Source organism: Streptomyces sp. WM6372 (assembly GCF_001279655.1).
Taxonomy (GTDB): domain Bacteria; phylum Actinomycetota; class Actinomycetes; order Streptomycetales; family Streptomycetaceae; genus Streptomyces.
Genome location: NZ_LGDB01000220.1, coordinates 29,215 through 52,919, shown reverse-complemented (window position 1 = coordinate 52,919; position 23,705 = coordinate 29,215). Strand labels below are relative to the sequence as shown.

Genomic DNA, 23,705 nt, shown 5'->3' with positions numbered 1-23,705 from the left:
CCCCCAACCCCCTCCCCCATATACGGATTCGGCCCCGGTCCCCTCCCCCGCCCCCGCGGAGCGGAGGGGACCGGGGCCGCCTCGTGCCACCGTCCTACAGGCTCGCGAGTACGGCGGACGCCGCCCCGGCCCGCAGCGCGGCATTGAGGTCCAGCAGCTCGGCGTACGCACGGGAGCAGGACCGGCAGGCCGCCAGGTGCCGGGCGAGACCGCGGCCGCGGGGCGTGGTCCCGCGGCGCCGGATCACCGCCCCGAGCAGGGTGCCGTAGTGGCGGCACCGGTCGTCGGCGGCCGTGTCCAGATGGGCCCGCAGGTACGCCTCGCGCAGCCCCTCGCGGGCCCGGAAGGCCAGCGAGGTGACCGCGCTCGGGCTGATGCCGAGCAGCAGCGGGACGGGGTGCGGGCAGTCGTCCTCGACGAGGGTGTGCCAGAGGACGGCCTTCCAGCGTTCGGGCAGGGCCTGGAAGGAGCGGGCGACGAGCCGGCGGTCCTCGCCGTCCAGCAGCCGGCGCTGCGGGTCGTCCCCGTCGGGGCCGGGCCGGCACCAGGCCTCGATGTCAGCTGTCAGGACGGTCCGGCCGGCGCAGGCCCGCCACTCGACGGCGGTACGGCGGACCACCGACAGGAGGTACGGACGCCAGTCCTCCCGCGGCCCGGCTCCGGAGCGGACGGCCTGGAGCGTACGGATGAACGCCTCCGAGACCAGGTCCTCGGCATCCTGCGGGGACCGGGAGCAGCGGCGCGCACATGCAAAAACGGCGGCACGGTGCCGCCGGTAGAGGAGCTCGCAGGCGGCCGGATCGCCGTCGCCGGCGGCGTAGGCCGCCCTGAGCCGCAGTATGAGCTCCCCGTCGGGGGGCTCGGGACCTGAATCGGGGTCCGGGTCGGGTTCGGGTTCGGGTTTGGATTCGGGTTCGGGTTTGGATTCGGGTTCGGGTTTGGATTCGGGTTCGGGAGGGGTGGTGTGACGAGAGCCGGACATGGCACTCCTCGTGTGGGTCTCAGGGCCCGGACGCGGCCCCTTCGGGCAGTGGCACATACGCGTATGCGGTGCCGGCCCGAAGTCGGCTTCGGACCGGCACCGCTCTCGGGGCGACGCGGGGGAGGTGGGAGGGCGGCGCCGCCCCGAGGTTCTCAGCGGCAGGCGCGCCCGTCGTTGATGCAGCGCACCGCACCGGCCATCAGGCCGTTCGACATGACGTTGATGAAGTCACCGTGGTCGGTCACCGGCTTGTGCAGCTGCTCGGGGAAGCTGTCCACGGCGAACCGGGAGCCGGCCGGCACGCTGTAGACGATCCGCTGCACCAGCTGAGGGATCGCCTTGAAGCCCTTCTTGCAGTTGCCGTTGGCGTCGGCGAAGGCCACGTGGGTGCGGTGGTTGGCGCTGTCGATGTTCTTGCCGTCCCAGCAGCTCTGGAAGTTGAACGTCCGGACGACGTCACTGCCCTTGGGGCACACCGGGTACTTGTCCTTCAGCTGGCGGTTCTCGAAGCCGGTGCAGCTCCAGGACGCGTTGGCGTTGGCGTTCCCGTTGGTCAGGGCCTTGGCGTCGCCGGTGATGATCCGCATGAAGCGGGGCATCGCCGCGACCTTGCTGACGGGGCTGCCCTTGAACTCGATGGTCACCTGCTTCGGCTTCAGGATGGTGCCGATGTTCGCGTCCTGGCCGCCGCCGGGCGCCTTGGCGTCCTTCTCCGCCTTGCCGTCGCGCAGGCGCAGCACCGGCCAGTAGTAGGTCGACTGGTCGCCGTTGGTGCAGGTGGTCCCGGACTGGGCGAGGCTGTTGTTCGTGGAGAAGGCGTCGGTGGTCTTGTTGCCGACGTAGTCGTGCATGTGGTGGGCGCCGTTGCTCACACCGGGGGCGACGATGACGTTGTCCGGGTTGAAGTGGTTCTCCTTGTTGGTCCCGCACTGCACGGCGAAGGATCCGGTGGAGGCGCCGCCGCGGGCCGCGGGCTTCTTCACGTTGGGCTTCACGGTGTTGATGGCGACGAAGTCGCTGCGGGCCGGGCCTCCCTTGGCCTGTTGCTGTTGCTGCTGCTGTTGCTGCTGCTGTTGCTGTTGCTGGGGTGCGCCCTGCTTGGCGGCGGCGTCGGCGCCGTTCGCGAGGGCCGGCTCGTCCGCCGGGTCGGCGGCCGCCGCCTCCTTCATCACGCACGCGCTGAGCCCCTGCAGTCCGTCGGGCTTCTGGCCCGCCTTCCCGAGCGCTCCGGACAGGTCGGTGATGGTCTTGTCGCGCTGCTGCTTCAGCCCGCCCAGCAGGGCCTTGCCCTTGGCCCGGCCGGAGGAGAGCTGCTGGTAGGCGTCGGCGACCTGGGTGTCGAGCTTCGCGAGGTTCTTGTCCACCTCGCCGCGGGCCTGGTCGGGTACGTTCTCCAGCTTGTCGCCGACGTCCGGGCAGTCGATGGTGGCGGTCACGGGCGCACGGGAGTCCTGCCCGGCGAAGGCGCCCTGTTCGACGATCACGACCCCGCCGCCGCCCAGCGCGAGGGCGGACATCACGGCAAGGATCTTGTGCTTCGGCCGCAGTCGGCGTTTGTGGCCCTTTTGGCTCATGCGATCACTTCACTTCGTCGGTCGGGGAACGGTGGAGGAGGCGGGGGCGGGTGCGGCAGGCGCGGGTGCGGCGGGGGTGCCCGGCGGGGCGTCCGCGAGGCCGTCGAAGTCGACCAGGCCGCTGGCCTCTAGGACCGTGATGTGGTCCAGGACGGTGGTGTTGGCGTCCGTGGCCAGGGCCCGGACCATGGAGTTGCGGGTCTGCGCGCGGATTTGTGCCACCAGCTGGAACACCTTGCCGTGCGCCCTGCGCAGCAGCTGGGTGAACAGCTGTTCGTACTGGGGGCCTTGGGCCTTCTCCAGCTGGTCGAGCCAGCCCTGCTGCTGCGCGCTGGGCTGGCTGGGAAGCTCCATGCCGAGGGCCTGCCCCACCTCCAGGACCCTTCGGTCCAGTTCGGTGTGGCCTTCGACGAGGTGCATCCCGGCCGTGCGGATGGCGGGCCGGGTGCCGCGCTGCATGGCCTGCCGCCCTGCGGGCAGCTCCCACAGGCCGGCGAGCCGCACCTTGCGGACGAAGTCCCGGTCCTGGGGGGTGAGCGGCCCGAAGGCCGTGCTCTGGATCCCGCCGCCGTCGTCGTCGGCCGCCGGAGCGGTGGCGGCCGAGGCGTTCGCCCCGCCGAACTTCTGCACGGGGATCAGCAACGCGATCAGTGTGAAGGCGAGGGCGCCGATCACGACGCCGGTTGCCATCACGTGTCTCGATGCCACCGACATGCTGCCGACGGCCGACCGACGGAAAGACAGCACTTTGCCTCCTTGCTGCGTGGGCCGGGAGGGGCTGCGTCGGCTCGGGCTCCGGCAGTTGCCCGTGTCCGATGCACCCGCGCTCCCCGGGTGCCACGGGACGCTAGTGCCAGTTGTGGTGCCTGTTTGGAAGGACCATCACGAATGGACAAACATCCGGGCAACGCCCTGAAAGGCTGGTACCGTTCGCGAGCGCCAGCGCCGGGCCCGGCATGATCCGAAGGACACGGCCTAGCTCTGGGGCGCCTCGGGCACGGGTCGGGTGCGGGCCACGAGCAGGGCCACGTCGTCGCGGTCGTCCGGCTGGCGCAGTTCGGCCAGCAGCAGGTCGCAGGTCTCCTCAAGGGGACGGTCGGGGTCGTCGAGCAGGGCCGTGAGCGCCTGGAGACGGATGTCGATGTCCTGGTCGCGGGTTTCGACGAGCCCGTCGGTGTAGAGGACGAGCTGGTCGCCGACGCCCAGGTCCAGCGCGGTGGCCTCGAAGGGCACGCCGCCGACCCCGAGGGGCGCGCCGGTCGGCAGGTCGAGGAGCTCGGGCGGCCGCCCGGGGCTCGTCCGTACCGGCGGCAGGTGGCCGGCGGTCGCGATGCGGCACCGGTTGCGGTGCGGGTCGTACACGGCGATCACGCAGGTGGCCATGGTGTGCCCGAGCCCGGTGGCGGTGTGGTCGAGCCGGGTCAGGACGGTGGCGGGGTCGAGGTCGAGTTCCGCCAGGGTGCGGGCCGCGGTGCGCAGTTGACCCATGGTGGCGGCCGCGTTGATGCCGCTGCCCATGACGTCGCCGACCACGAGGGCGGTCTTGTCGTCGGGCAGCGGGATGACGTCGAACCAGTCCCCGCCGACCTCGCCGGCCGCCGCGGCGGGCTGGTAGCGGTAGGCGATCTCCAGACCCGGGGTGGGGGTGGGGTGGTGGGGCAGCAGGTGGCGCTGGAGGGCGAGGGCGGCGCGGCGCTGCTGCTGGTACCAGCGGGCGTTGTCGATGCAGACGGCGGCGCGCGCCGCGAGCTCGCTGGCCAGCAGGACGTCGTCGTGGTCGAACGGCAGCGGGTTGTCGGTGCGTTGGAGGCCGAGGGCGCCGATGACCTCGCCGCGGGCGATCAGCGGCACCGCCAGGTACGAGTGGAGCCCGGCCGCGGCGAGGAGGGTGGCGGCCTCGGCGTCGCGGGCGACGCTGGGCAGCTCGGTCGCCGTGACCTCCGCCACGAGCACGGGGCGGGCGGCCCGTACGCACTGGGTGACCACGCGGGTGGTGTCGTACCGGGCGATCGTGCCGACCGGGTCGGCCGCGAGGGTGGCGGGGGTCGGGCGGGCCGCCTTGACGGCGAGGGCGCGGAACTGCACGGTCTCGTCCGTCGGGGCCCCGGGCGGGTGGTCCCCCGTCAGGACGGCGTCGAGGACGTCGACCGTGGCGAGGTCGGCGAGCTGCGGCACGGCGATGTCGCCGAGCTCGCGCGCGGTGACCCAGAGGTCGAGGGTGGTGCCGATGCGTACCGAGGCGTCGGCGATCAGGGCGAGCCGCTGGCGGGCCAGGGCGACGGCCATCGAGGTCTTGTGCTGCTCGGTGACGTCGACGACGGAGGCGGCGACGCCGAGCGGCCGCCCGGCCGGGTCCTCCAGCCGGTAGAGGGAGAGCGACCAGGCGTGGTCCTGATCGGGGTCCGCGGGCGTACGGCCGGTGGTGAACCGGTTCAGCTGCGGCCGGCCGGTGGACAGGACCTCGCGCATGGCCTCCTCGATGGACTCGGCGTCCAGATGCGGCAGGACCTCGTGGAGGCGGCGGCCCATGTGTCCGGCGGCGGGCAACCCGTTGATCCGTTCCAGGGCCGGGTTGACGAGGACGTAGCGCAGCTCGGTGTCCAGGACGGCCAGGCCGATCGGGGACTGCGCGACCAGGCGCATCGACAGGGCCAGGTCGCGTTCCACGCGGCGCACGGTGACCTGGTCGGAGGCGATGCCGAGGGCGTAGAGCCGCCCGTCGGCGTCCTCCAGCCGCATGTTGCGGAATTCCGCCATGCGGGTGCTGCCGTCCTTGTGCCGTACGGGGAACGCCCCGGCCCACGCGCCTTGGCCGGCCATCACCTCCTCGAAGAGGGAGAGGACCATCGCCAGGTTCTGTTCGTCGACGAGCAGCTGCGCCGCGAGCAGGCCGAGCGCCTCGCCGGCGGTGTAGCCGAACAGCTCCTCGGCCTGCGGGCTCCACAGCGCGATCCGGCCCTCCGCGTCGAGGACCACCGCCGCGACGCCGAGGACGTCCAGGAGGCCGGGCCCGGTGGCGGGGTCGACGGAGGGTTCCGGGCCGGCCGCCTCGGCAGGGGGGCCCGGGCGCGCCGGTTCCGGGTCGGCCGGGAAGGCGTCCGCCGTACTCATGCCGGCCGCTCCTTCCCGTCCACTGCCGCAGGGCGGTGCATCGGCCCGCTCGGTCTCCACGCCCCGGGTCCGCGCCCGGGGTGCTCCCATCCTCTCTCCACTCCCCCGGACCGGCAGCGCAGCGGCCCCCCGATACGGCCGTACGACGGAGCGCGGGCGGTGCGCGGCCGGTGCGCGGGAACAATACGCGCGGTGTATTCAGGAGTCATGGACCATCGGCCGCCGCATCCGAGCCAGCGCCACGTCGGTGAACCGCGCCTGCCCCTGCTGGCGGTTCCCTTCGCGCTGATCGCGGCCGTCACGGTGGTCGACGTCCTGGCCCCGCCCGATGTCCACCTGGGGCCGTTCCTGGTCGCGGCCCCGGCCGTCACCGCCTCCTTCGCCGGTCCGTGGATGACGGGGTTCGTCGGCGCAGTGGCCGTCGCGGCCCAGGTGACGGTCGCCGTGGTGCGGACCACCGCCACCGACCTGAACCACACCTTCCAGATCATTGCGCTGGTCCTGATCTCGATCTTCGTCACCGTATTCGCACACCTGCGCGAGGTTCACGAGAAGCAGCTGACGCAGCTGCGCTCGGTCGCCGAGGCCGCCCAGGAGGTGGTCCTGCGGCCGCTGCGCGACCGGATGGGCCCGCTGCGCCTGGCCTCCGTCTACCTGGCCGCGGAGGCCGAGGCCCAGATCGGCGGGGACCTGTACGCCGCCACCCGCACCCCGAACGGCACCCGGCTGATCATCGGCGACGTCCGCGGCAAGGGCCTGGAGGCGGTCGGGGACGCCGCCCTGGTGCTCGGCGCGTTCCGGGCCGCCGCCCACCAGGAGGCGGACCTGCCGAGGCTGGTCGCCCACCTGGAGGCCGCCGTGGCCGCGGACCCGGACGGTACGGGCGAGCCGGCCGGCGAGCCCGGCGAGGCGTTCACCACGGCGGCGGTACTGGACATCCCCGATCGGGAGATGACCGTACGGCTGATCAGCTGCGGGCACCCGCCGCCGCTGCTGCTGCGCGGAGGACGGGTCATCCCCCTTGAGGTGGACCACCCGGCGCCGCCGCTGGGCCTGACGCAGTACGTGGACTCCGGCTTCGCCCCGCAGTCCTTCTCCTTCGAGCCGGGCGACGTGATCCTGCTCTACACGGACGGCGTCATCGAGGCCCGCGACGCCAAGGGTGACTTCTACCCGCTGCCGGAGCGCGCCGCCGACTGGCCGGGGGACGGCCCGGACGCGCTCCTGCGCCACCTCTGCGCGGACCTGCTGGCGCACTCCCCGGGCGGCAGCCTCGGCGACGACGCGGCGATGGTGGCCATCGAGCGCATCAGCGGCGGCGCCTGAACCTTCCGGCCGCGTCTCGGCCGTGCCATCAATTCCTTTGGCGTGTCGGCCAGTTGTCCGGTTTTGAGCTCGTTCGTGAGACTCATACGGACCGGCCCTCCGGGATGATTCGCCCGGGGGCCTTCGTACAACAGGGTGGTGAGGCCATCGCATTCACGGAAGGAAACGGCTCTTCGTGAACATGAAACGCCTCGCACCCATGCTCGCCGCCGCCGGTCTCATCGCGACCACCGTCCCGCTGCTCTCCGCGACGCAGGCCTCCGCCGCCCCGGCCGCGGAGTACACCCCGCAGAAGCCGTCGTGGCTGCGTTGCAGCACCGATCAGCCCGCCTCGTACGAGTGCGCGACGATCAAGGTACCGCTCGACTACCGGCGCCCGCAGGGCCGCACGATCGACCTCGCGATATCGCGGATCAAGAGCGAGAACCCGGCCAAGCGGCACGGTGCCATGCTGCTCAACCCGGGCGGGCCGGGCGGCACCGGGCTCGATCTGCCGCTGATGATGAACGAGTTGATGCCGAAGGACGTGCGCGACCAGTACGACCTGATCGGCTTCGATCCGCGCGGAGTCGGCGCGTCCACGCCCATCACCTGCGGGCTGACCGACGCCGAGCAGAATTTCGACCGGCCGTACAAGGAGGAGACGTACCCGGCGGACGTGGCCTGGGCGCGTACGGTCGCGGAGAAGTGCCGCGAGAAGTCCGGCTCGATCCTGCCGTTCGTCACCACGCGCAACACCGCGCGCGACATGGACGCGATCCGCGCCGCGCTGGGCGAGAAGAAGATCAGTTACGTCGGCTACTCGTACGGGACGTACCTGGGCGCGGTGTACACGCAGATGTTCCCGAACCGCAGCGACCGATTCGTGCTGGACAGCGGCGTGGACCCGGAGCGCATCTGGCGGGGCATGATCCAGGTGTGGGCGACGGAGGCGGAGCCCGCCTTCAAGCGGTGGACGCAGTGGACGGCCGAGCGCTCGGCCGACTACGGGCTCGGCGACACCCCGGACGCGGTCTCGAAGACCTTCTGGGACCTCGTGGCCCGGGCGGACCAGGAGCCGATCGAGTTCGAGGGCACGAAGCTCACGGGCGATGGCATCCGCACCGCGCGGGCCCTCTTCTTCTACCCCTCGCAGGCGGCCCCCCTGGTCAAGGCGCTGAAGGACGCGGCCGACGGCAAGCCGCTCCGGCTGACCGAGGCCCAGCGCCGGCTGCTGAAGCCGACCGCCGAGCCGGCGTCGGACAACGGTACGGCCGTCTTCTGGTCCGTGGTGTGCGGGGACACGGAATGGCCCCGCTACCCGGAGCAGTACGAGCGGGAGGCCGCGAAGGACAAGGCCAGGTACCCGCTCTACGGGGACTACGCCTCCAACATCAAGCCGTGCGCGTACTGGCAGCGGCCGATCGAGCCGGCGACGGCGATGAAGACGAAGACCGACGTGCTGACCGTGCAGAACGAGTGGGACTCCCAGACCCCGCTGGTCAGCGGCCAGGGCCTGCACAAGGCGCTCAAGGGCTCGCGGATGGTGCTCGCGATGGGCGGTGAGGGCCACGGCGTGTACCTCGCCGACCCGAACTCCTGCGCCAACGCCACGGTCAACTCCTACCTGGCGACGGGCAAGCTGCCCGCCCAGGACGTGACGTGCCAGGCGACCCCGGCCGCGCAGGAGCGCCGCTCCGAGATCGCCCCGCAGTCGCCGCAGCGCTTCCCGGTCCTGGCCGACGGGAGGTTCTGACCCCAGGGGCTTCGGCCGCCGGTCAGGACGCCTCCACGGCGGCCTTGATCCGGCGGCCGAAGTCGGGCGCGTCCTTGCGGGCCGCGCCCAGCGCCAAGCCCACCAGCAGCTTGCCCAGTCCGTGTCCTTCGAGGGTGTTGAAGATGCGGACCCGGGTGCGGTCGCCGGGAAGGGCTTCGAAGTCGTACCCACCCTCGGCCGTGACCAGGTTCTTGCTCTGCTCCGACCAGCGGATCAGCCGCTGCGGCTCGAAGCCGGTGATGCGGAACTCGCGGCCGGTCTTCATCCCGGCGTCCTTCACCGTGCTGCGGAAGACCGTGCCCACACCGGTCGGACCGTCGGGGGTCTTGCTGATCTCCTGGACCCGCGGGCTGAACTGCGGGTCGTTGCGGCCGTCGGCCAGATAGGCGAAGACCTCCCCGACCGGCCGGTCGATCTCGACGGTCGACTCGAACTGTCCGGACATGGCTGCTCCTCCGTACGCGCCCCCGTGATCCACGATCCCAGACCCGCACCCTATGCGCGCGCCGCGCCCGCCGCGCCCGCCGCGCGCGCCAGCAGCCCGGACAGCGCCGCGACCAGCCCGGACGCGGCCGCGGGCGGCTACTACGGCCCGGGCGACCGGTTCGGCCTGGTCGGCCTGGTCGGCCCGACGGCGCAGGCCCGCATCACCCGCCGCGCCCTGGACCGTACGGCGAACGCCCGTCTCCGGTCCGAGGCGGAGCGCCTCACCGGCGTGACGACCGCCGCGACCCGCTGAGCGCGCCCCGCGCCGCGTCCCCCGCAGGGCCGCCGCCGACCCGGCTCCCCCGCAGCGGTGTCAGCAGCCCCGCCCCGACGATGGCCAGGCAGAACACCCCGGCGGCGACGCTGACCGCCGGGACCCCGTGCCGGGCGGCCAGCACGGTCAGGGCGGCCGCGCCCACCGGACCCGAGGCGTTGTGCACGGTCCAGAAGGCAGAGGTGACCCGCCCGAGCAACGGATCGGGTGTCACCTCCTGGCGCAGGGTCAGCGAGCAGACCGCGCCCAGGGTCAGCCCGAACATGAACAGGGCGGCCAGTACGGCGATCACCGGCAGGCTGCGGCTGACACCGGTCCCCGCCACCGAGACGCCGATCAGGGCGGTCGAGCCCAGCCAGCAGGCGCCGAACCCGAAGGTCCGGCGCAGCGGCGCGGCGGCGAAGGCCGCGCCGACGACACCGACCCCGCTCACGGCGATGACGTAGCCGACGGTGGCCGCGCCCAGCCCGAGATCGTGTCGGATCCGGAAGACCAGCAGGTCGGTGGCGCCCATGGTGACGAAGGTCAGCAGCGTGAGCAGTACGGTCAGCGCGCGCAGCACGGGGTGGGCCCACAGGAAGCGGACCCCGTCGGCGAACATCTCGAGGAACACCTCGCGCAGCTTCCCCGCTTCAGGGGTACCCGGCTTCGAGACCCCCTGCTCCGAGACCCCCGGCGCGGCGGCGCCCTCCCGCCCGAAGGTCACCCACCGCAGGCTCACGGCCGAGACCAGGAAGGTCGCCCCGTCCACCCCCAGGGCCCAGTCCGGGCCGACCCCGGCGGCGATGAACCCCGCCGCCGCCGGCCCGCACAGGGTCCCGAAGGCGAAGGCCGCCGTCAGCCGCCCGTTGGCGGCGGTCAGGTCCTCGGCACGGACCAGGTTCGGCACCGCCGTCACGTACGCCACGTCGAACAGCGTCTTCAAGACGGTGACCAGTGCCGTCAGTACGTACAGCACCCAGATCCGCGGCCCGGCCAGCCAGATGAACGGGACCGCGCCCAGCAGCAGCGCCCGTACGAGATCGCAGGCGATCATCAGGCGGCGCCGGTCCGTCCGGTCCACCACGTACCCGGCGAACAGCCCGGTCGCGATGGCGCCGACCCCCGAGATGACCGTGATCAGGCCCATCTGGACCACGGATCCGGTGGCGTCGAGGACCAGCAGGGGCAGCGCGAGCAGCGAGATCGACCCGCCGAGGACGGACAGCGCCTGGCCGAGCCAGAAGACGTTGAAGTCGCGGTTCCGCCAGAGCGAGGGGTGGTGGACGGGGCCCGGCACCCGGCTCAGCCCAGCAGGGCGTAGACCGTCGACGCCGTCGCGGACGGCTCCTCGGCGCCCTCGGGGGTCATCGTGATGTCGGCGAAGGCCATGCGCTTGCCGAGCTTGGTCACCCGGACCCCGATCAGCACGTCCGCGCCGACCACCGGCCGCTGGAAGCTGGTCGACTGCTGGACCGTGGTCATCGGCCCGTACGCGCCGCGCGCCGCGGAGATCGCGATGACGGTGGCGGTGTCTGCGGCCGCCATCAGGGCCTGCCCGGACAGGCCGCCGCCGTCCCGGGCCAGAGCCTGCGACCAGGGCAGCCGTAGTACGGCGTGCCGCTCGCCCGTCTCCTGGACGGTCAGCCCGAGGGCGAGCACCCAGGGGGCGAAGTTGTCGGCGAGGATCTTGTCTGCGTCTGCGGGCGTCAAGGTCACCCGGAGATTGTGGCGGCCCGCCCCGGGCCGCCACAACACCTTTCAGCGCAGTACGCGGTCCAGCCACGCCAGCAGGTCGGCGACGACTTCGCCCCGGTCCGTCTCGTTGAACAGCTCGTGGCGGGCGTCCTCGTACGTGCGGTACTCGACGTCCGGGTGGCCGGCCGCGCGGTAGCGCTCGACGACCAGATCGCTGAGCTCCAGCCCGTAGTTGAGCGGGTCCGCCGAGCCGACGGCGACATAGAGCGGAACGGCGGGCGGCGCGCCCGCCGGGTCGTGGAACCGGGTCGAGGCGGCCTCGTACAGCTCCCCCATGGCCCGGTCGTCGATCGCGAAGCCGCAGAGCGGGTCGGCGAGATAGGCGTCGACCTGGGCCTCGTCCCGGCTGAGCCAGTCCGCGGGCGTACGGGCGGGCTCGAACGGCGCGTTGAAGGCGACGAGCGGGTCCGCACCGGCCTCCGCGACCCGCAGGAACATCCGGTCCACGGCGGTGGTGCCGTACAGCGCGACGGCGTCGGCGTGCTCCGGCCAGTCGAGCAGGTAGTGCTGCGCGGCGAAGGAGCCGAGGCTGTGGCCGAGCAGCACCAGCGGGATGCCGGGGTGCAGTCCGCGGACCGTCTCCGAGAGCGCGGCGAGGTCGTCGACCAGAAGCTGCCAGCCGTTCTCGCCGAGCACGCCGGGCCCGGCGTTCATCGTCAGGCCGTGGCCCCGGTGGTCGGGCGCGTAGACGGCGTAGCCGCGCGCGGCCAGCTCCCCGGCCAACGGGGCGTACCGCTGGGCGTGTTCACCCATGCCGTGGGCGATCAGGACGATCGCCCGCGGATCGGGGCCGGCCGGTGCGGGGAGCCACGTGTGCACGGTCACGGTGGTGCCGTCGCTGCTGTCGAACGTGAACATCATGGCTCCCGAACCGGGTCAGAGGGTCGCTGCCAGTTCCGTACCCTGGCGGATCGCCCGCTTGGCGTCCAGCTCGGCGGCCACATCCGCGCCACCGATGAGGTGCGGCCGGCCGCCGGCCGCGAGCAGGGCCTCGTACAGGTCGCGGCGCGGCTCCTGGCCGGTGCAGAGCACCACCGTGTCGGCGGGGACGAGCCGCTGCTCGCCCTCGACGGTGATGTGCAGGCCCTCGTCGTCGATCCGGTCGTACGTGGCGCCCGCGACGGAGACGACACCGCGGTGCTTGAGCTCCGCGCGGTGGATCCAGCCGGTGGTGGTGCCGAGGCCCTTGCCGACCTTGGTGGTCTTGCGCTGGAGGAGGTGGACCTGGCGCGGGGGCGCGGGCCGCTCGGGGGCGGTGAGCCCGCCGGGGCCGGCGTACGTGGTGTCGACGCCCCAGTGGCGGAAGTACGTCTCGGGGTCCTGGGAGGCGCCCTCGCCGCTGTCGGTCAGGAACTCGGCGACGTCGAAGCCGATGCCGCCGGCGCCGACGACGGCCACGCGCTCGCCGACGGGGGCGCCGTCGCGCAGCACGTCGAGGTAGCTGACGACGTTGGCGCGCTCCACGCCCTCGATGTCGGGGGTGCGGGGGGTGACGCCGGTGGCGACGACGACCTCGTCGTAGCCGGCCAGGGCCTCGACGTCGGCGCGGGTGTTCAGGCGGACCTCGACGCCACTGGCCTCCAGCTGGGTGCCGAAGTAGCGGATGGTCTCCTCGAACTCCTCCTTGCCCGGGATGCGGCGGGCGATGTCGAGCTGTCCGCCGATGTGGCCGGAGGCCTCGAAGAGGGTGACGGCGTGACCGCGTTCGGCGGCGGAGACGGCGCAGGCGAGGCCGGCCGGGCCGGCGCCGACGACGGCGACGCGCTTCTTCAGCTGCGTGGGCGAGAGGACCAGTTCGGTCTCGTGGCAGGCGCGCGGGTTGACCAGGCAGCTGGTGATCTTGCCGCTGAAGGTGTGGTCGAGGCAGGCCTGGTTGCAGCCGATGCAGGTGTTGATGGTCTCGGAGCGGCCGGCCGCCGCCTTGGCGACGAAGTCGGCGTCGGCGAGGAAGGGGCGGGCCAGCGAGACCAGGTCGGCGCGGCCGTCGGCGAGCAGCTCCTCGGCGATCTCCGGGGTGTTGATGCGGTTGCTGGTGACGAGCGGGACGGAGACCGCGCCCATCAGCCGCTTGGTGACCCAGGTGTAGGCGCCGCGCGGGACGGAGGTGGCGATGGTGGGGATGCGGGCCTCGTGCCAGCCGATGCCGGTGTTGATGATGGTGGCGCCGGCCGCCTCGATCTCCTTGGCGAGGCGGACGACCTCGTCGAGGGTGGAGCCGCCGGGGATCAGGTCGAGCATGGAGAGCCGGTAGATGAGGATGAAGTCCTCGCCGACGGCCGCGCGGGTGCGCCGGACGATCTCCAGCGGGAAGCGCATGCGGTTCTCGTACGCGCCGCCCCAGCGGTCGGTGCGCTTGTTGGTCGCGGCGGCGATGAACTCGTTGATCAGGTAGCCCTCGGAGCCCATGATCTCGACGCCGTCGTAGCCGGCGAGCTTGGCGAGGCGGGCGGCGCGGACGAAGTCCTCGACGGTGCGCTCGACCTCGATGTCGCTGAGCTCGTTCGGGACGAAGGGGCTGATGGGGGCCTGGAGGGCGGTGGGGGCGACCAGGTCCTTGTGGTAGGCGTAGCGGCCGAAGTGGAGGATCTGCATCGCGATCTTCCCGCCCTCGGCGTGCACGGCCTCGGTGATCACCCGGTGCTCGGCGGCCTCGTCCTCGGTGGTGAGGCGGGATCCCCCCTCGAAGGGGCGGCCGGCGTCGTTCGGGGCGATGCCGCCGGTGACGATCAGGCCGGCGCCGCCGCGGGCGCGCTCGGCGTAGAAGGCGGCGAGCCGCTCGAAACCGCCCTGGTGCTCTTCGAGGCCGGTGTGCATCGACCCCATGATCACGCGGTTCGGCAGCGTGGTGAAGCCGAGGTCCAGGGGGCTCAGCAGGTGCGGGTACCGGCTCTGGGAACTCATGAGGGGCGCCTCCTCGCGCGGGGGTGATGAACCTGTTCTAGGCGAGGAGGGCCCGATTGTGCAACTAGGTGCATAACCAAGTGGCGGAGTTCACGCCCGCGCCTGCATGGCCGAGACCTTCCGTACGAAGACGACGGCGAAGCCGGCCGCCACGACGAAGAGCAGGTCGGACGCCATGGCGACGAGCGCGGCGGCGCGCAGCCCGGCCTGCGCCTCGGCGGCGGCGCCCATCCTGCTGGAGACCAGCGAGGCGAGCATCGCCGCGCCGAAGGAGACGGACCAGGCGGTGACGGGAGCCGCGGAAACGGGCGCGGCGGCGCGAGGGGACTTCCGCGCACTGGCCGCCCACACGCTGGTGGCGATCCCGTACGCGAGGAAGGTGCAGCCCACGAAGGGGATGAACCAGATCCCGATCGCCCAGCCCGGGCCCCGGCGGAACAGCTCGGGGGCGAAGACTCCCGCGTTCACCCGGACCCGGTGGAACCAGACGACGAACACCACGGCCGTGGGGAGCATCGCCAGCAGCGACAGGCTGGTGGCCACCGCGAACAGCCGCCCCGACGGATCCGCGTCCCGGGCGCCGTCGAGGGCCAGGTACCCGTCGGCGTCGGCGGCCAGCAGGAGCAGCCGGGTGGCCGCGCACACCCCCAGCAGCACGGTCAGGGCCAAGGCCAGCGCCCGGGGCGAGCGGAGCAGCGAGCGCGCCGGGGGCGCGCCGAGCGGAGGCAGCGATCTGGTGCCGAAGGACATGACGAGGGACCCCCCACGGGCGCACGGTGGCATGAAGAAGCCCGCCGACGCGGGCGGGCAGCCAGGACCCTACGTCACCGTCACGACCCCGTCCACGCCGCCCCGCCCGCGCAGGGCCGGGCGGCGGAAGCCGGGCCCGCGCAGGCCGGATTCCGCCGCCGCGGCCGGTCAGGCCCGGCGCAGGCGGACCGTGACGATCTGGAAGGGGCGCAGGGTGAGGGCCACCGCACCGTCCGCCGCCGGGGCGGATACCGCCGGGCCCGGCAGGGGGCGCTCCAGGAGGTCGGTCTCCGTCGCCTCCGCGACGCGGAAATCCGCCTCCAGGGAAGCCGTCGCGCGGCCGCCGCGGGATTCGTAGAGGCGGACGATCACGTCACCGCTGCGGTCCTCGGCCAGTTTGACCGCCTCGACCACCACCGCGTCGTTGTCCAGCGCGAGCAGCGGGGCGACCGGGGCCGCCCCGTGGACCACCCGCTCCGGCAGGTTCAGCGCGTGGCCCTCGCGGACCGCGTCCGCGATCTCCGCGCCCGGCGCCAGCGAGAACCGCAGGGTGTGGGCACCCTGGTCGGTCTCCGGGTCCGGATAGCGCGGGGCCCGCAGGAGGGAGAGGCGGACCGTCGTGGTCTGCCCCCCGTCGGGGCGCACGTCGCGGGTCACGTCATGACCGTACGTGGAGTCGTTGAGGATCGCCGTCCCCCACCCCGGCTCCTCCACGTGGATCCACCGGTGCGCGCAGATCTCGAACTTGGCGGCCTCCCAGGAGGTGTTGGTGTGGGTGGCCCGGTACACGTGCCCGAACTGGGTCTCCGAGGCGGACCGTTCGGCCTTCACGTCCAGGGGGAAGGCGGCCTTCAGGAGCTTCTCCGTCTCGTGCCAGTCCACCTCCGTGACCAGGTCCACCGTCTTCGCCCCCGCCCGCAGCGTGATCGACTGGACCGCCGCCGAGCGGCCGAAGCGGCGGGAGACCCGGACCGTCACCGCGTCCGGGCCGGCCTCCGCCACCTCCAGCGCGTCCAGCTCCACCAGGTCGGTCACGCTGTTGCGGTAGAACGCGTCGATGTCCCACGCGTCCCACATGTTCGGGAAGTCGGGGTGGATCTGGAGCAGGTTCGCGGCCCGCCCCGGGGCCACCGCCTCCCGGCGCGCCTCCAGGTCGTACGCCGACACGACCAGCCCGCGGCCGTCGATCTCCACCAGCAGCCGCCCGTTGGCCAGGACGTGCCCGCCGCCGTGCCGCTCCTCCACGGTGACCGGCTGATCCCCGGCCGCCGCCTCCGGCAGGCCCGCGCCGCCGGCCGGGATGCCGCGCCGGGCGTGCGGGGCGCAGTTGAAGACCAGCTCGGCGGCGCCCTCCCCGGCCAGGGCCAGCTGCGCGGCCAGCGTGATCCCGCGCAGCTCCTCCCGTACCCGCGCGTACGTCGCGCGCGCCTCGCGGTGCACCCAGGCGATGGACGAGCCGGGGAGGATGTCGTGGAACTGGTGGAGCAGCACGGTCTTCCAGATCCGCTCCAGGTCCTCGTACGGATACCCGTACCCCGGAACCCGGACCGCGGCGGTCGACGCCCACAACTCGGCCTCGCGCAGCAGTGATTCGCTGTGCCGGTTGCCCTGCTTGGTCTTGGCCTGCGAGGTGTACGTGCCGCGGTGCAGCTCCAGGTACAGCTCGCCGGCCCAGACGGGTGCGTCCGCGTACTCGGCGTGCGCCTTCTCGAAGAACGCGTCGGGCCGCTCGATCTCCACGCGCGGGGAGCCTTCGAGGTCCCGCTGCCGCCTGGCCCGGGCCAGGTGCTCCCGGGTGGGACCGCCACCGCCGTCGCCCCAGCCGAAGGGGACCAGCGAGCGCGAACCCCGGCCCTTTTCACGGTAGTTGCCCGCCGCGTGCGCCAACTGTGCGCCGCCGAGGTCGCTATTGTAGGTGTCGACGGGCGGGAAGTGGGTGAAGACGCGGGTGCCGTCGATGCCCTCCCACCAGAAGGTGTGGTGCGGGAACGCGTTCACCTGGGACCAGCAGATCTTCTGCGTCAGGAACCACTTCGAGCCGGACAGCTTGACGATCTGCGGCATCGCGGCGGTGTATCCGAAGGAGTCGGGCAGCCAGACGTTGTGGGTCTCGATGCCGAACTCGTCCAGGAAGAACTTCTTCCCGTACAGGAACTGACGGACCATCGCCTCGCCGCCGACCATGTTGGTGTCGGACTCCACCCACATGCCGCCGACCGGCACGAACTGCCCGTCCGCGATCTTCTTCTTGATCCGCTCGAAGAGCTCGGGCCGGTGGGTCTTGATCCAGTCCAGCTGCTGCGCCTGCGACATGGCGAAGACGAATTCGGGATGCGTGTCCATCAGGCCGACCATGTTGGACGTGGTCCGGGAGACCTTGCGGACCGTCTCGCGCAGCGGCCACAGCCAGGCGGAGTCGATGTGGGCGTGCCCGACGGCGCTGATCCGGTGCGCGGAGGCGTGGGCGGGGGCGGCGAGCACCGCGGTCAGGCGGGTGCGGGCGGCGGCGGCCGTTGCGGGGACGTCGCCGAGGTCCACCGCGTCGAGGGCGGCGTCGATCGCGCGCAGGATCTCGTACCGCCGGGCGTCGGCCTCGCCGAGCTGCGTCATCAGGTCGTAGAGGACCTCCAGGTCCTGTACGAGCTCCCAGACCTCGGTCTCGAAGACGGCGAGGTCCATCCGGGCGAGCCGGTAGAGGGGCTGGTCGCCGCTGGTCTGCCGGTCCCCCTCGTACGTGGCCGAGTGGTCGACCAGGACGGGGTTCGAGGCGGCCTCCACGTACCACTCGACCTGCTCGCCGCCCACCGCCGAGTCGGCGACGCGCACCCAGTCGTTGTACGGGTTCAGTGCCTTGACCTCGCTGCCGTCGGCCCGGTGGACGAGTCCCTCGCACTGGAAGCCGGGCATCATCCGGTCGAAGCCGAGGTCGAGGACGGCCTCGACCGTACGGCCCGCCCACTCGGCCGGGACGGTACCGGTGACCTTGAACCAGGTGGTGCCCCAGGCCGGGCCCCAGGTCTCACCGATCGCGCAGGGCCCGTACGGGGCGGCGAGCCCCTCGGCGACCGGCACGGGCTCGCCCGGTGCCTCCCAGCGCCCGATCTCCAGCGGGACCGGGCGGGAGTGGACGGCGGGCTTGATGCGCTCCTTGAGGACCCGGCGCAGGCGGTGTTCGGTGATGCTGCGGTCATCGTGCATGACGGCTGCTCCAAGGGAGGGAGGGGTCGTATGACGGCAGGACGGGTGACGGCAGGCCGGGTGACGGCAGGCCGGGTGACGGCAGGTCGGGTGCGGCGGGGCTCAGGTCTTGACGGCTCCCTCGCCCACTCCCTTGAAGAAGAAACGCTGGAGGGCGAAGAAGAGCAGCATCATCGGCAGGAGCGCCGCCATCGCGCCGGCCGCGATGATCCGCTGGTCGTTGGTGGTGGTGGCGCCGGCCAGGGTCTTCAGGCCGAGCTGGAGGGTGTAGTGGTCGCTGTTGGTGAGGACCAGCAGGGGCCAGAGGAAATCGTCCCAGGCCCCCATGAAACTGGTGATGCAGACGACGGCCAGGGCCCCCTTGGCGGCGGGGAGGAAGAGCCGGGTGAACCGGGTCCACTCGTTGGCGCCGTCCAGGACGGCGGACTCCTCCACCTCCTTGGGCACGGCGAGGAAGGCCGAGCGCATGACCATGATGTTGAGGACGGAGACCGCGCCGGGCAGCCACACGCCGACGAGGGTGTCGACCAGACCCATCTCGCGCACGGTCAGGAACATCGAGATCATCACGGACTCGAAGGGGAACATGAGCGTGGCCACCAGCACCGTGAAGACGGACTTGCGGCCCTTCCAGCCGGCCCGCGAGAGGGCGTAGCCGCCCATCGCCGCGAACAGCAGGTTCGAGGTGATCGCGAGCACGGCCACCACCAGCGTGTTGCCGACGTACTGGAGCAGCGGGAAGGAGTCGGCGACGAGGACGTAGTTGTCGAGGGTGGGCCGCGCGGGCAGCACGCCGTCGTACACGTTCTCGGTGCGGCCGCGGATCGACGTCAGGAACTGCCAGACGATCGGCCCGAGCATCACGACGAGCATCAGGACCAGCGTGGCGTACCGGACGGCGAGCCCGAGCCCGGTCCGCCGGCGGGGCGCGGTGGTGGTCAACTCTCGTCCCCCTTCGACAGGCGGCGGCCCAGCAGGCTGAAGACCAGGGTCAGCAGGAACAGCAGGATCGAGATGGCGGAGGCGTAGCCGGTCTCGCCGGAGAAGCCGAGGCCGACCTGCCGGATGAGGAAGGGCAGGGTGCGGGCGCCGCCACCGGGGCCGCCGCTCTCACCGCCCAGGATGTAGATCTCGGTGAAGACCCGCAGCGCGGAGATGGCCGACAGGGTCCCCACCAGCAGCATCATCGGCTTCACCTGCGGGACGGTGATGCTGAAGAAGCGCCGCACGGCGCCGGCGCCGTCGAGCGCGGCCGCTTCGTGGAGCGACGGCGACACGTTCCCGAGCGCGGCGAGGTAGAACACCATGTAGTAGCCGAGGCCCTTCCACACGGTCACGATCATGGCGGAGACCAGCAGCATGGTGCTGTCGGTCAGGAACGGGATCGGCTCCGAGACGATGCTCAGCTTCCGGAACACGGTGTTGACGAGCCCGTCGCTGCGCAGCACCCACTGCCAGATCAGGCCGACGACCACGGCGGAGGCGATCACCGGGGTGTAGAAGGCGGAGCGGAAGAACCCGATGCCGGGGACCTTGGCCTGGACGAGCACGGCGAGGGCGAGCGGGAGGAACACCAGGCACGGCACGACGACGACCAGGTACAGCACGCTGTTGCCGGTGGCGGTCCAGAAGTCGGGGTCGGCGAAGGCACGGGTGTAGTTGTCGAAGCCGACGAACGTGCCGCCGCGCAGGATCTGGGCGTCGGTGAGGGACAGGATGACGGTGTTGACGAACGGCCAGAGGCTGAACAGGGCCACCATCACCAGGCCGGGGGCGAGGAAGAGGTAGGGGGTCCACCACCTGCGGTGGACCAGCCCGGTCTCGGCCTCCATGGCCGCGAGGGCGGCCTTGCGGCGCCGTCCGGCGGAGCGGGCCGGGTGCGGCGTCATTTCCGGGCCGACTTGGCGAGCAGCTGGTTCGCCTCCTCCTGGGCCTTGCGTACGGCCGTCTGCGGGTCCTGCTCGCCCTGGATCGCCTTCTGCATCTCGCGGACGACCGCGTCACCGACCTGGTTGGTCCACTGGACCGGGGTGTTCGCGTCGAGTGCCGCGCTCTTGAGCTGCTCGGCGCCGACCGCGCGGGCGACCGTCTCGGCGTCCTTGCCGTCTCCCCGGTCGGCGAAGCGCGGATCGGCCAGGCCCTGGGCGTTGGACGGGTAGATGGTCGCGTTCTTCGAGAACTCCACCTGGTTGGGGCCGTTGGTGACCCACTTGGCGAACTCGGTCGCCGCGTCGAGGTGCTTGGTGTCCTTCTTGATGCCGAGCGACTGGGCGTAGATGCCGATGTGGCCGAGCTTGCCGGTGACGGCCCCCGCGACCTGGGTGCCGGCGTAGATCTGCGGGGCGTTCTGCTTGATGTCCTTGACGAAACCCGGGGACCCGGGACCGAAGACGAGCTTGCCGCCGCCGTACAGCTGGTTGATGTCGTCCGACTTGAGGAGGGACTCCTTGGGCATGGCGCCCTTGGCGTACAGGTCCTTCATCCGCCGGACCCACTCGACGGCCTTGGGGGTGTCGAAGACGAAACGGTCCTGCTGCTCGTTCAGGATCGGTACGCCCATCTTCTGCCAGTCCCCGGGCAGGCGGCCCTTGGGGTCGGCCATGAAGGCCGCGTACCGGCCGCCGGACGCCGCGGCGATCTTGTCGGCGTAGTCGAAGAACTGCTCGACGCTGGTCGGCGGCTGCGCCGGGTCCAGGCCGGACTTCTCGAAGAGCTCCTTGTTGTACGTGAGGATCTCCGGGGTCACGTACCAGGGGTACGCGTACACGCCGTCGCCCTTCCCCGGGAGCTTGAACTGCTCCCACGCCCCGGGGACGTACTCCTTGGCGACCTCGGGGTCGAGCCCCGCGACGTCGGCGAGCAGTCCGCGGTCACCGAGGAGCTGGAAGGAGTCGGTGGAGAGGTTGACCACGTCGGGGAGGGCGCCGGCCTGGGCGTCGGCGACGAGCTTCTCGTTGTAGCCGTCGCCCGGGACGTCCTCCCATCTGACCTTCGCCTCGGGGTACTTCTTCTCGAAGGCGTCGATGACGCCCTGGACGTACGCCGTGAACTTGGGCTTGAGCTGGAGGGTGCGGAAGGTGATCTCACCGGCGACCTTGCCGGTCTTCTTGCCCTCCGGCACGTCCGCGGCGCCGCCGCCGACTCCGCAGGCGGAGACCGAGAGGAACGTGCCGGCCACGAGCGTGGCGATGGCTGTACGGGTCGCGTTCGAACGGGTCATCGTCGCCACCTTCGGGGGGAGTTCCGGCCTCACTGCCGGAGCGCGCAGCCCACGCTGACCCCAAATCCAGATCGCGTCAATGTGGCCGAAGTCCCCATGGGCGGGTACCGGTGGGTCCCGAATCGCGACGACACACGTGCAGGCAGATGAAAGGGGCGCAGTCAACACCACGACGACCAGCACTAATGCGCTTTAGTTGAGAGCTGTCGCAAGGTGATATCGATTCCATAACAACGCCCGCCCGGCGCCGGATGTTGACTCCTTATCAGCGGTACAAGAGCCCGCGCACTAATGCGCTTTACTTGACACCCGCCCAAAACCCCGTTGCGTAAGCGGGCTTCGGGTGGTTGGGTTCGAGCCACACGGCGTGTAGCTCAGCAGCCAGAGCACCGACCTGCACAGTCGGAGGCCGCAGGGGCAGAACCTGCCACGCCGGCCATGGAAGAGAACACCGACCACCAGCCCCGGAAGCCGGAGCCCGCCAGAGGGGCAGCGCGCGAAGCGCTCGCCGCCCGGCGGGAGCGGCCTGCGCCGCTCCCCCATGTGCTCCGGGGGTCCGCGGCCGACCTGTTGGAGGACGGGGCGATCGGAGCGATCCCCTCCGCCGAGGTGCTGGCCGAACTGATACCGCTGCCGGGCACCGCCCTCACCGCGGCGCACGCCCGGAGGGAGTTGCGGGCCATCGGCGAACTCGCCGTGGAGGCCTTCCCCGGCTCGGGGATCCCGAACCGGCTGGCGAACACGCTGGCCCGGCTCTCGAAACCGGCCGGGCTGCCGGTGCCCGTCCTGACCGAGCCGTTCGCCTCCGCCACGACGTACGCGGTGAACGCCGACCTGTTTCCCGCCGCGTGGACGGCTGCCGACCTCCTCAAGGGCACTCCGTACGAGCGCTACTACGGCATCGACTGCGCCGCGCTGCGGGACCTGGCGGAGAGGGGCGACCCCGCCGAGTTCGCCGAGCTGTGCGCCCGGCGGGCCGGGCTGCCGCAGCACCGGTGCACCGGGCTTGACGGCCCGCAGGTCGTCGCCCTCGCCCGTGAGGCGGCTGTCGGCGAACAGGCGCGCATCCTCACCACGTTCAACATGGCCACCCTGGTCAGCGTGGTCGGCATCGACCCGCCCTCCGGGTGGGACGGGCTGGCGCGTGGGGCGTTCACCGCCGCCCGGCGCCGGTCGGCGACGCCCAAGAAGGCCGCCCGCGCGTGGCGGCAGCTGGTGTTCCACCTCTCCCTGTGCGACGCGGGACGGCAGGCGTCCGTACTCGCCCGGATCGACGCGGAATGCGCCCGGCTCCCCCGGGCCGCGACGGCCCGCCTCGCCCCCGCCCTCGCGCACCTCCGGGCGGCCACCGCTCCGCCTACTTCATCCGGTACTCGACTTTTTCGGCGAGCTTTCCGTCCTTGAAGCAGAAGCGGTACACCGTCTCCCCCTCGCCGTCCGCGTCGGACATGTACCAGGTGCAGACGCTGCCCTCGGGTTCGGCCGGGCCGCCCGACTTCAGGGCGGCCTTGATGAAGCTCTCCCCTGAGGGCATCTTGGCGCGCACCGCCTCCTCCGGGTCGCCGACGCTCACGGACCGGTAGACGCCGGGTTCGAGCATCGTCCTGCCCGCGGCGTCCACGACCTTCCCGACGCCGAAGAGAAGGGCTACGACGGCCGCGATGCCGAGCACCAGCGCCACCCCGCAGCCGATCAGACAGCCCTTGCGCTGTGCCACGTCCGTTCCTCCGTACCTTCGTGCCTTGCCGGTCTTCCTTGCTCCCAGACCTTCGCAAGCCACGAGGACCGCGCGCTGTCCTCCAAAGTCTTCGGCGCCGCAACGATCGTCGCCGTTCGAGGTCGGCCCCCCTCCTCCGTGTATACAAGAGGCGAGAGCGAGAACAATGCGGACGATTCGGATGAAACGAGAGGAACCCACCGTGAGTGAGACCATCGAGCCTCTGATCGTCGTCGGCGTGGACGGTTCGAACCACTCCAAGGAGGCCCTGCGCTGGGCCGTTGCCCAGGCCAAGGCCATCGGCGGCCGGGTGCACGCCGTGATGAGCTGGGAGTGGAACACCAACCCCTTCGCCGTGGGCACCGGCACCCCGGACGAGCTGGTCGGCGCCGAGGAGACGGCCCGCCGGCGCCTCGCGGACACCGTGGCCTCGGCCGTCGGCACCTCGCCCGGCGTCCCCGTCTTCCGCCGGGTCGAACAGGGCTCGCCGGCCCAGGTGCTGGTGGACGCCTCCAAGGAGGCGGACCTGACGGTCGTCGGCACCCGGGGCTACGGCGGCTTCAAGGGCGCCCTGCTCGGTTCGGTGAGCCAGCAGGTGGTGCAGTACGCGGCGAGCACGGTGGTCGTGGTCCGCGAGGGCGAGGACGACGACTGAAGGACTGGAGGGACTGGA

The 23,705-nt window shown here is 71.9% G+C and carries 20 protein-coding genes and 1 tRNA gene; 6 read left to right on the top strand and 15 right to left on the bottom strand.

All coding sequences use genetic code 11. The features are described 5' to 3' along the window. Positions 1–94: 94 nt before the first annotated feature. From ADK52_RS31400 to ADK52_RS31385, 4 genes are all read right to left on the bottom strand, one after another. Positions 95–982: an RNA polymerase sigma factor gene (locus ADK52_RS31400; protein ID WP_053693246.1), complete on the bottom strand. Its 888-nt coding sequence runs from the start codon at positions 980–982 to the stop codon at positions 95–97. 152 nt (positions 983–1,134) lie between these two features. Further along, positions 1,135–2,556 carry a DUF1996 domain-containing protein gene (locus ADK52_RS31395; protein WP_053693245.1) on the bottom strand — a complete coding sequence of 474 codons (1,422 nt, stop codon included), beginning with the start codon at positions 2,554–2,556 and terminating at the stop codon, positions 1,135–1,137. A gap of 9 nt (positions 2,557–2,565) precedes the next feature. Next, on the bottom strand, positions 2,566–3,246 hold the full coding sequence (locus ADK52_RS31390; RefSeq protein ID WP_234344328.1) for a DUF4142 domain-containing protein: 681 nt from the start codon (positions 3,244–3,246) through the stop codon (positions 2,566–2,568). Between the two features lie 285 nt (positions 3,247–3,531). Beyond that, positions 3,532–5,667 carry a SpoIIE family protein phosphatase gene (locus ADK52_RS31385; RefSeq protein ID WP_053693244.1) on the bottom strand — a complete coding sequence of 712 codons (2,136 nt, stop codon included), beginning with the start codon at positions 5,665–5,667 and terminating at the stop codon, positions 3,532–3,534. A 207-nt stretch (positions 5,668–5,874) separates the two neighbouring features. Here ADK52_RS31385 and ADK52_RS31380 point away from each other — a divergent pair, with 207 nt between their 5' ends. Both ADK52_RS31380 and ADK52_RS31375 read left to right on the top strand, forming a co-directional pair. Further along, positions 5,875–6,993 carry a PP2C family protein-serine/threonine phosphatase gene (locus tag ADK52_RS31380; protein WP_053693243.1) on the top strand — a complete coding sequence of 373 codons (1,119 nt, stop codon included), beginning with the start codon at positions 5,875–5,877 and terminating at the stop codon, positions 6,991–6,993. 181 nt (positions 6,994–7,174) lie between these two features. Further along, positions 7,175–8,728 (top strand): alpha/beta hydrolase, encoded by a 1,554-nt coding sequence (locus tag ADK52_RS31375; RefSeq protein WP_053693253.1) that lies wholly within the window; start codon positions 7,175–7,177, stop codon positions 8,726–8,728. A 22-nt stretch (positions 8,729–8,750) separates the two neighbouring features. Here ADK52_RS31375 and ADK52_RS31370 read toward each other — a convergent pair whose 3' ends face one another. Further along, entirely contained in the window at positions 8,751–9,194 is a 444-nt protein-coding gene (locus ADK52_RS31370; RefSeq protein ID WP_053693242.1) for an SRPBCC family protein, read from the bottom strand. A 24-nt stretch (positions 9,195–9,218) separates the two neighbouring features. On the opposite strand from ADK52_RS31370, the gene ADK52_RS44080 reads away from it, so the two are divergent. After that, the gene (locus tag ADK52_RS44080; RefSeq protein WP_053693241.1) at positions 9,219–9,488 is read left to right on the top strand and encodes a hypothetical protein; all 270 of its coding nucleotides are present in this window, start codon (positions 9,219–9,221) and stop codon (positions 9,486–9,488) included. Here the strand turns inward: ADK52_RS44080 and ADK52_RS31360 are convergent. The 9 genes from ADK52_RS31360 to ADK52_RS31320 all read right to left on the bottom strand — a co-directional run bounded on the left by ADK52_RS31360 (position 9,457) and on the right by ADK52_RS31320 (position 21,315). Continuing rightward, positions 9,457–10,788 carry an MFS transporter gene (locus ADK52_RS31360; protein ID WP_053693240.1) on the bottom strand — a complete coding sequence of 444 codons (1,332 nt, stop codon included), beginning with the start codon at positions 10,786–10,788 and terminating at the stop codon, positions 9,457–9,459. The genes ADK52_RS44080 and ADK52_RS31360 overlap by 32 nt on opposite strands. 5 nt (positions 10,789–10,793) lie before the next feature. Beyond that, entirely contained in the window at positions 10,794–11,207 is a 414-nt protein-coding gene (locus ADK52_RS31355) for a PaaI family thioesterase (RefSeq protein WP_053693252.1), read from the bottom strand. Between the two features lie 42 nt (positions 11,208–11,249). Next, on the bottom strand, positions 11,250–12,107 hold the full coding sequence (locus tag ADK52_RS31350; protein ID WP_234344327.1) for an alpha/beta fold hydrolase: 858 nt from the start codon (positions 12,105–12,107) through the stop codon (positions 11,250–11,252). Positions 12,108–12,122: 15 nt separating this feature from the next. Further along, positions 12,123–14,147 carry an NADPH-dependent 2,4-dienoyl-CoA reductase gene (locus ADK52_RS31345; RefSeq protein ID WP_053693239.1) on the bottom strand — a complete coding sequence of 675 codons (2,025 nt, stop codon included), beginning with the start codon at positions 14,145–14,147 and terminating at the stop codon, positions 12,123–12,125. Between the two features lie 90 nt (positions 14,148–14,237). Then, positions 14,238–14,897, bottom strand: a complete 660-nt coding sequence (locus tag ADK52_RS31340) for a DUF4328 domain-containing protein (RefSeq protein ID WP_053693238.1) — start codon at positions 14,895–14,897, stop codon at positions 14,238–14,240. A 168-nt stretch (positions 14,898–15,065) separates the two neighbouring features. Further along, the gene (locus ADK52_RS31335) at positions 15,066–18,095 is read right to left on the bottom strand and encodes an alpha-mannosidase (protein WP_053693237.1); all 3,030 of its coding nucleotides are present in this window, start codon (positions 18,093–18,095) and stop codon (positions 15,066–15,068) included. A 102-nt stretch (positions 18,096–18,197) separates the two neighbouring features. Continuing rightward, the gene (locus ADK52_RS31330; protein WP_053693236.1) at positions 18,198–19,037 is read right to left on the bottom strand and encodes a carbohydrate ABC transporter permease; all 840 of its coding nucleotides are present in this window, start codon (positions 19,035–19,037) and stop codon (positions 18,198–18,200) included. Continuing rightward, complete coding sequence (locus tag ADK52_RS31325; RefSeq protein ID WP_420714961.1) at positions 19,034–19,984, bottom strand: carbohydrate ABC transporter permease; 951 nt, start codon at positions 19,982–19,984, stop codon at positions 19,034–19,036. Before ADK52_RS31325 ends, ADK52_RS31330 begins: the two co-directional genes overlap by 4 nt. Further along, on the bottom strand, positions 19,981–21,315 hold the full coding sequence (locus ADK52_RS31320; RefSeq protein WP_053693235.1) for an ABC transporter substrate-binding protein: 1,335 nt from the start codon (positions 21,313–21,315) through the stop codon (positions 19,981–19,983). Before ADK52_RS31320 ends, ADK52_RS31325 begins: the two co-directional genes overlap by 4 nt. 363 nt (positions 21,316–21,678) lie before the next feature. Between ADK52_RS31320 and ADK52_RS31315 the strand changes: the two genes are divergently transcribed. Both ADK52_RS31315 and ADK52_RS31310 read left to right on the top strand, forming a co-directional pair. Next, positions 21,679–21,754 (top strand) — tRNA-Cys (locus ADK52_RS31315). After that, positions 21,754–22,719, top strand: coding sequence for a hypothetical protein (locus tag ADK52_RS31310; protein WP_053693234.1), 966 nt, complete (start codon positions 21,754–21,756; stop codon positions 22,717–22,719). The genes ADK52_RS31315 and ADK52_RS31310 overlap by 1 nt, the downstream gene beginning before the upstream one ends. Here ADK52_RS31310 and ADK52_RS31305 read toward each other — a convergent pair. Continuing rightward, positions 22,673–23,032, bottom strand: a complete 360-nt coding sequence (locus ADK52_RS31305) for a hypothetical protein (RefSeq protein WP_053693233.1) — start codon at positions 23,030–23,032, stop codon at positions 22,673–22,675. The genes ADK52_RS31310 and ADK52_RS31305 overlap by 47 nt on opposite strands. A gap of 202 nt (positions 23,033–23,234) precedes the next feature. Here ADK52_RS31305 and ADK52_RS31300 point away from each other — a divergent pair, with 202 nt between their 5' ends. Continuing rightward, positions 23,235–23,687: a universal stress protein gene (locus ADK52_RS31300; RefSeq protein WP_234344326.1), complete on the top strand. Its 453-nt coding sequence runs from the start codon at positions 23,235–23,237 to the stop codon at positions 23,685–23,687. The last annotated feature ends 18 nt before the right edge of the window (positions 23,688–23,705 follow it).

Excerpts from the sequence above, each read along its gene's own strand:
- ADK52_RS31400 (WP_053693246.1), bottom strand. The coding sequence starts at position 982 with ATGTCCGGCTCTCGTCACACCACCCCTCCCGAACCCGAATCCAAACCC.
- ADK52_RS31335 (WP_053693237.1), bottom strand. The coding sequence starts at position 18,095 with ATGCACGATGACCGCAGCATCACCGAACACCGCCTGCGCCGGGTCCTC.
- ADK52_RS31370 (WP_053693242.1), bottom strand. The coding sequence starts at position 9,194 with ATGTCCGGACAGTTCGAGTCGACCGTCGAGATCGACCGGCCGGTCGGG.
- ADK52_RS31325 (WP_420714961.1), bottom strand. The coding sequence starts at position 19,984 with ATGACGCCGCACCCGGCCCGCTCCGCCGGACGGCGCCGCAAGGCCGCC.
- ADK52_RS31345 (WP_053693239.1), bottom strand. The coding sequence starts at position 14,147 with ATGAGTTCCCAGAGCCGGTACCCGCACCTGCTGAGCCCCCTGGACCTC.
- ADK52_RS31390 (WP_234344328.1), bottom strand. The coding sequence starts at position 3,246 with ATGGCAACCGGCGTCGTGATCGGCGCCCTCGCCTTCACACTGATCGCG.
- ADK52_RS31320 (WP_053693235.1), bottom strand. The coding sequence starts at position 21,315 with ATGACCCGTTCGAACGCGACCCGTACAGCCATCGCCACGCTCGTGGCC.
- ADK52_RS31375 (WP_053693253.1), top strand. The coding sequence starts at position 7,175 with ATGAAACGCCTCGCACCCATGCTCGCCGCCGCCGGTCTCATCGCGACC.
- ADK52_RS31340 (WP_053693238.1), bottom strand. The coding sequence starts at position 14,897 with ATGTCCTTCGGCACCAGATCGCTGCCTCCGCTCGGCGCGCCCCCGGCG.
- ADK52_RS31310 (WP_053693234.1), top strand. The coding sequence starts at position 21,754 with ATGGAAGAGAACACCGACCACCAGCCCCGGAAGCCGGAGCCCGCCAGA.
- ADK52_RS31350 (WP_234344327.1), bottom strand. The coding sequence starts at position 12,107 with ATGATGTTCACGTTCGACAGCAGCGACGGCACCACCGTGACCGTGCAC.
- ADK52_RS31380 (WP_053693243.1), top strand. The coding sequence starts at position 5,875 with ATGGACCATCGGCCGCCGCATCCGAGCCAGCGCCACGTCGGTGAACCG.
- ADK52_RS31385 (WP_053693244.1), bottom strand. The coding sequence starts at position 5,667 with ATGAGTACGGCGGACGCCTTCCCGGCCGACCCGGAACCGGCGCGCCCG.
- ADK52_RS31395 (WP_053693245.1), bottom strand. The coding sequence starts at position 2,556 with ATGAGCCAAAAGGGCCACAAACGCCGACTGCGGCCGAAGCACAAGATC.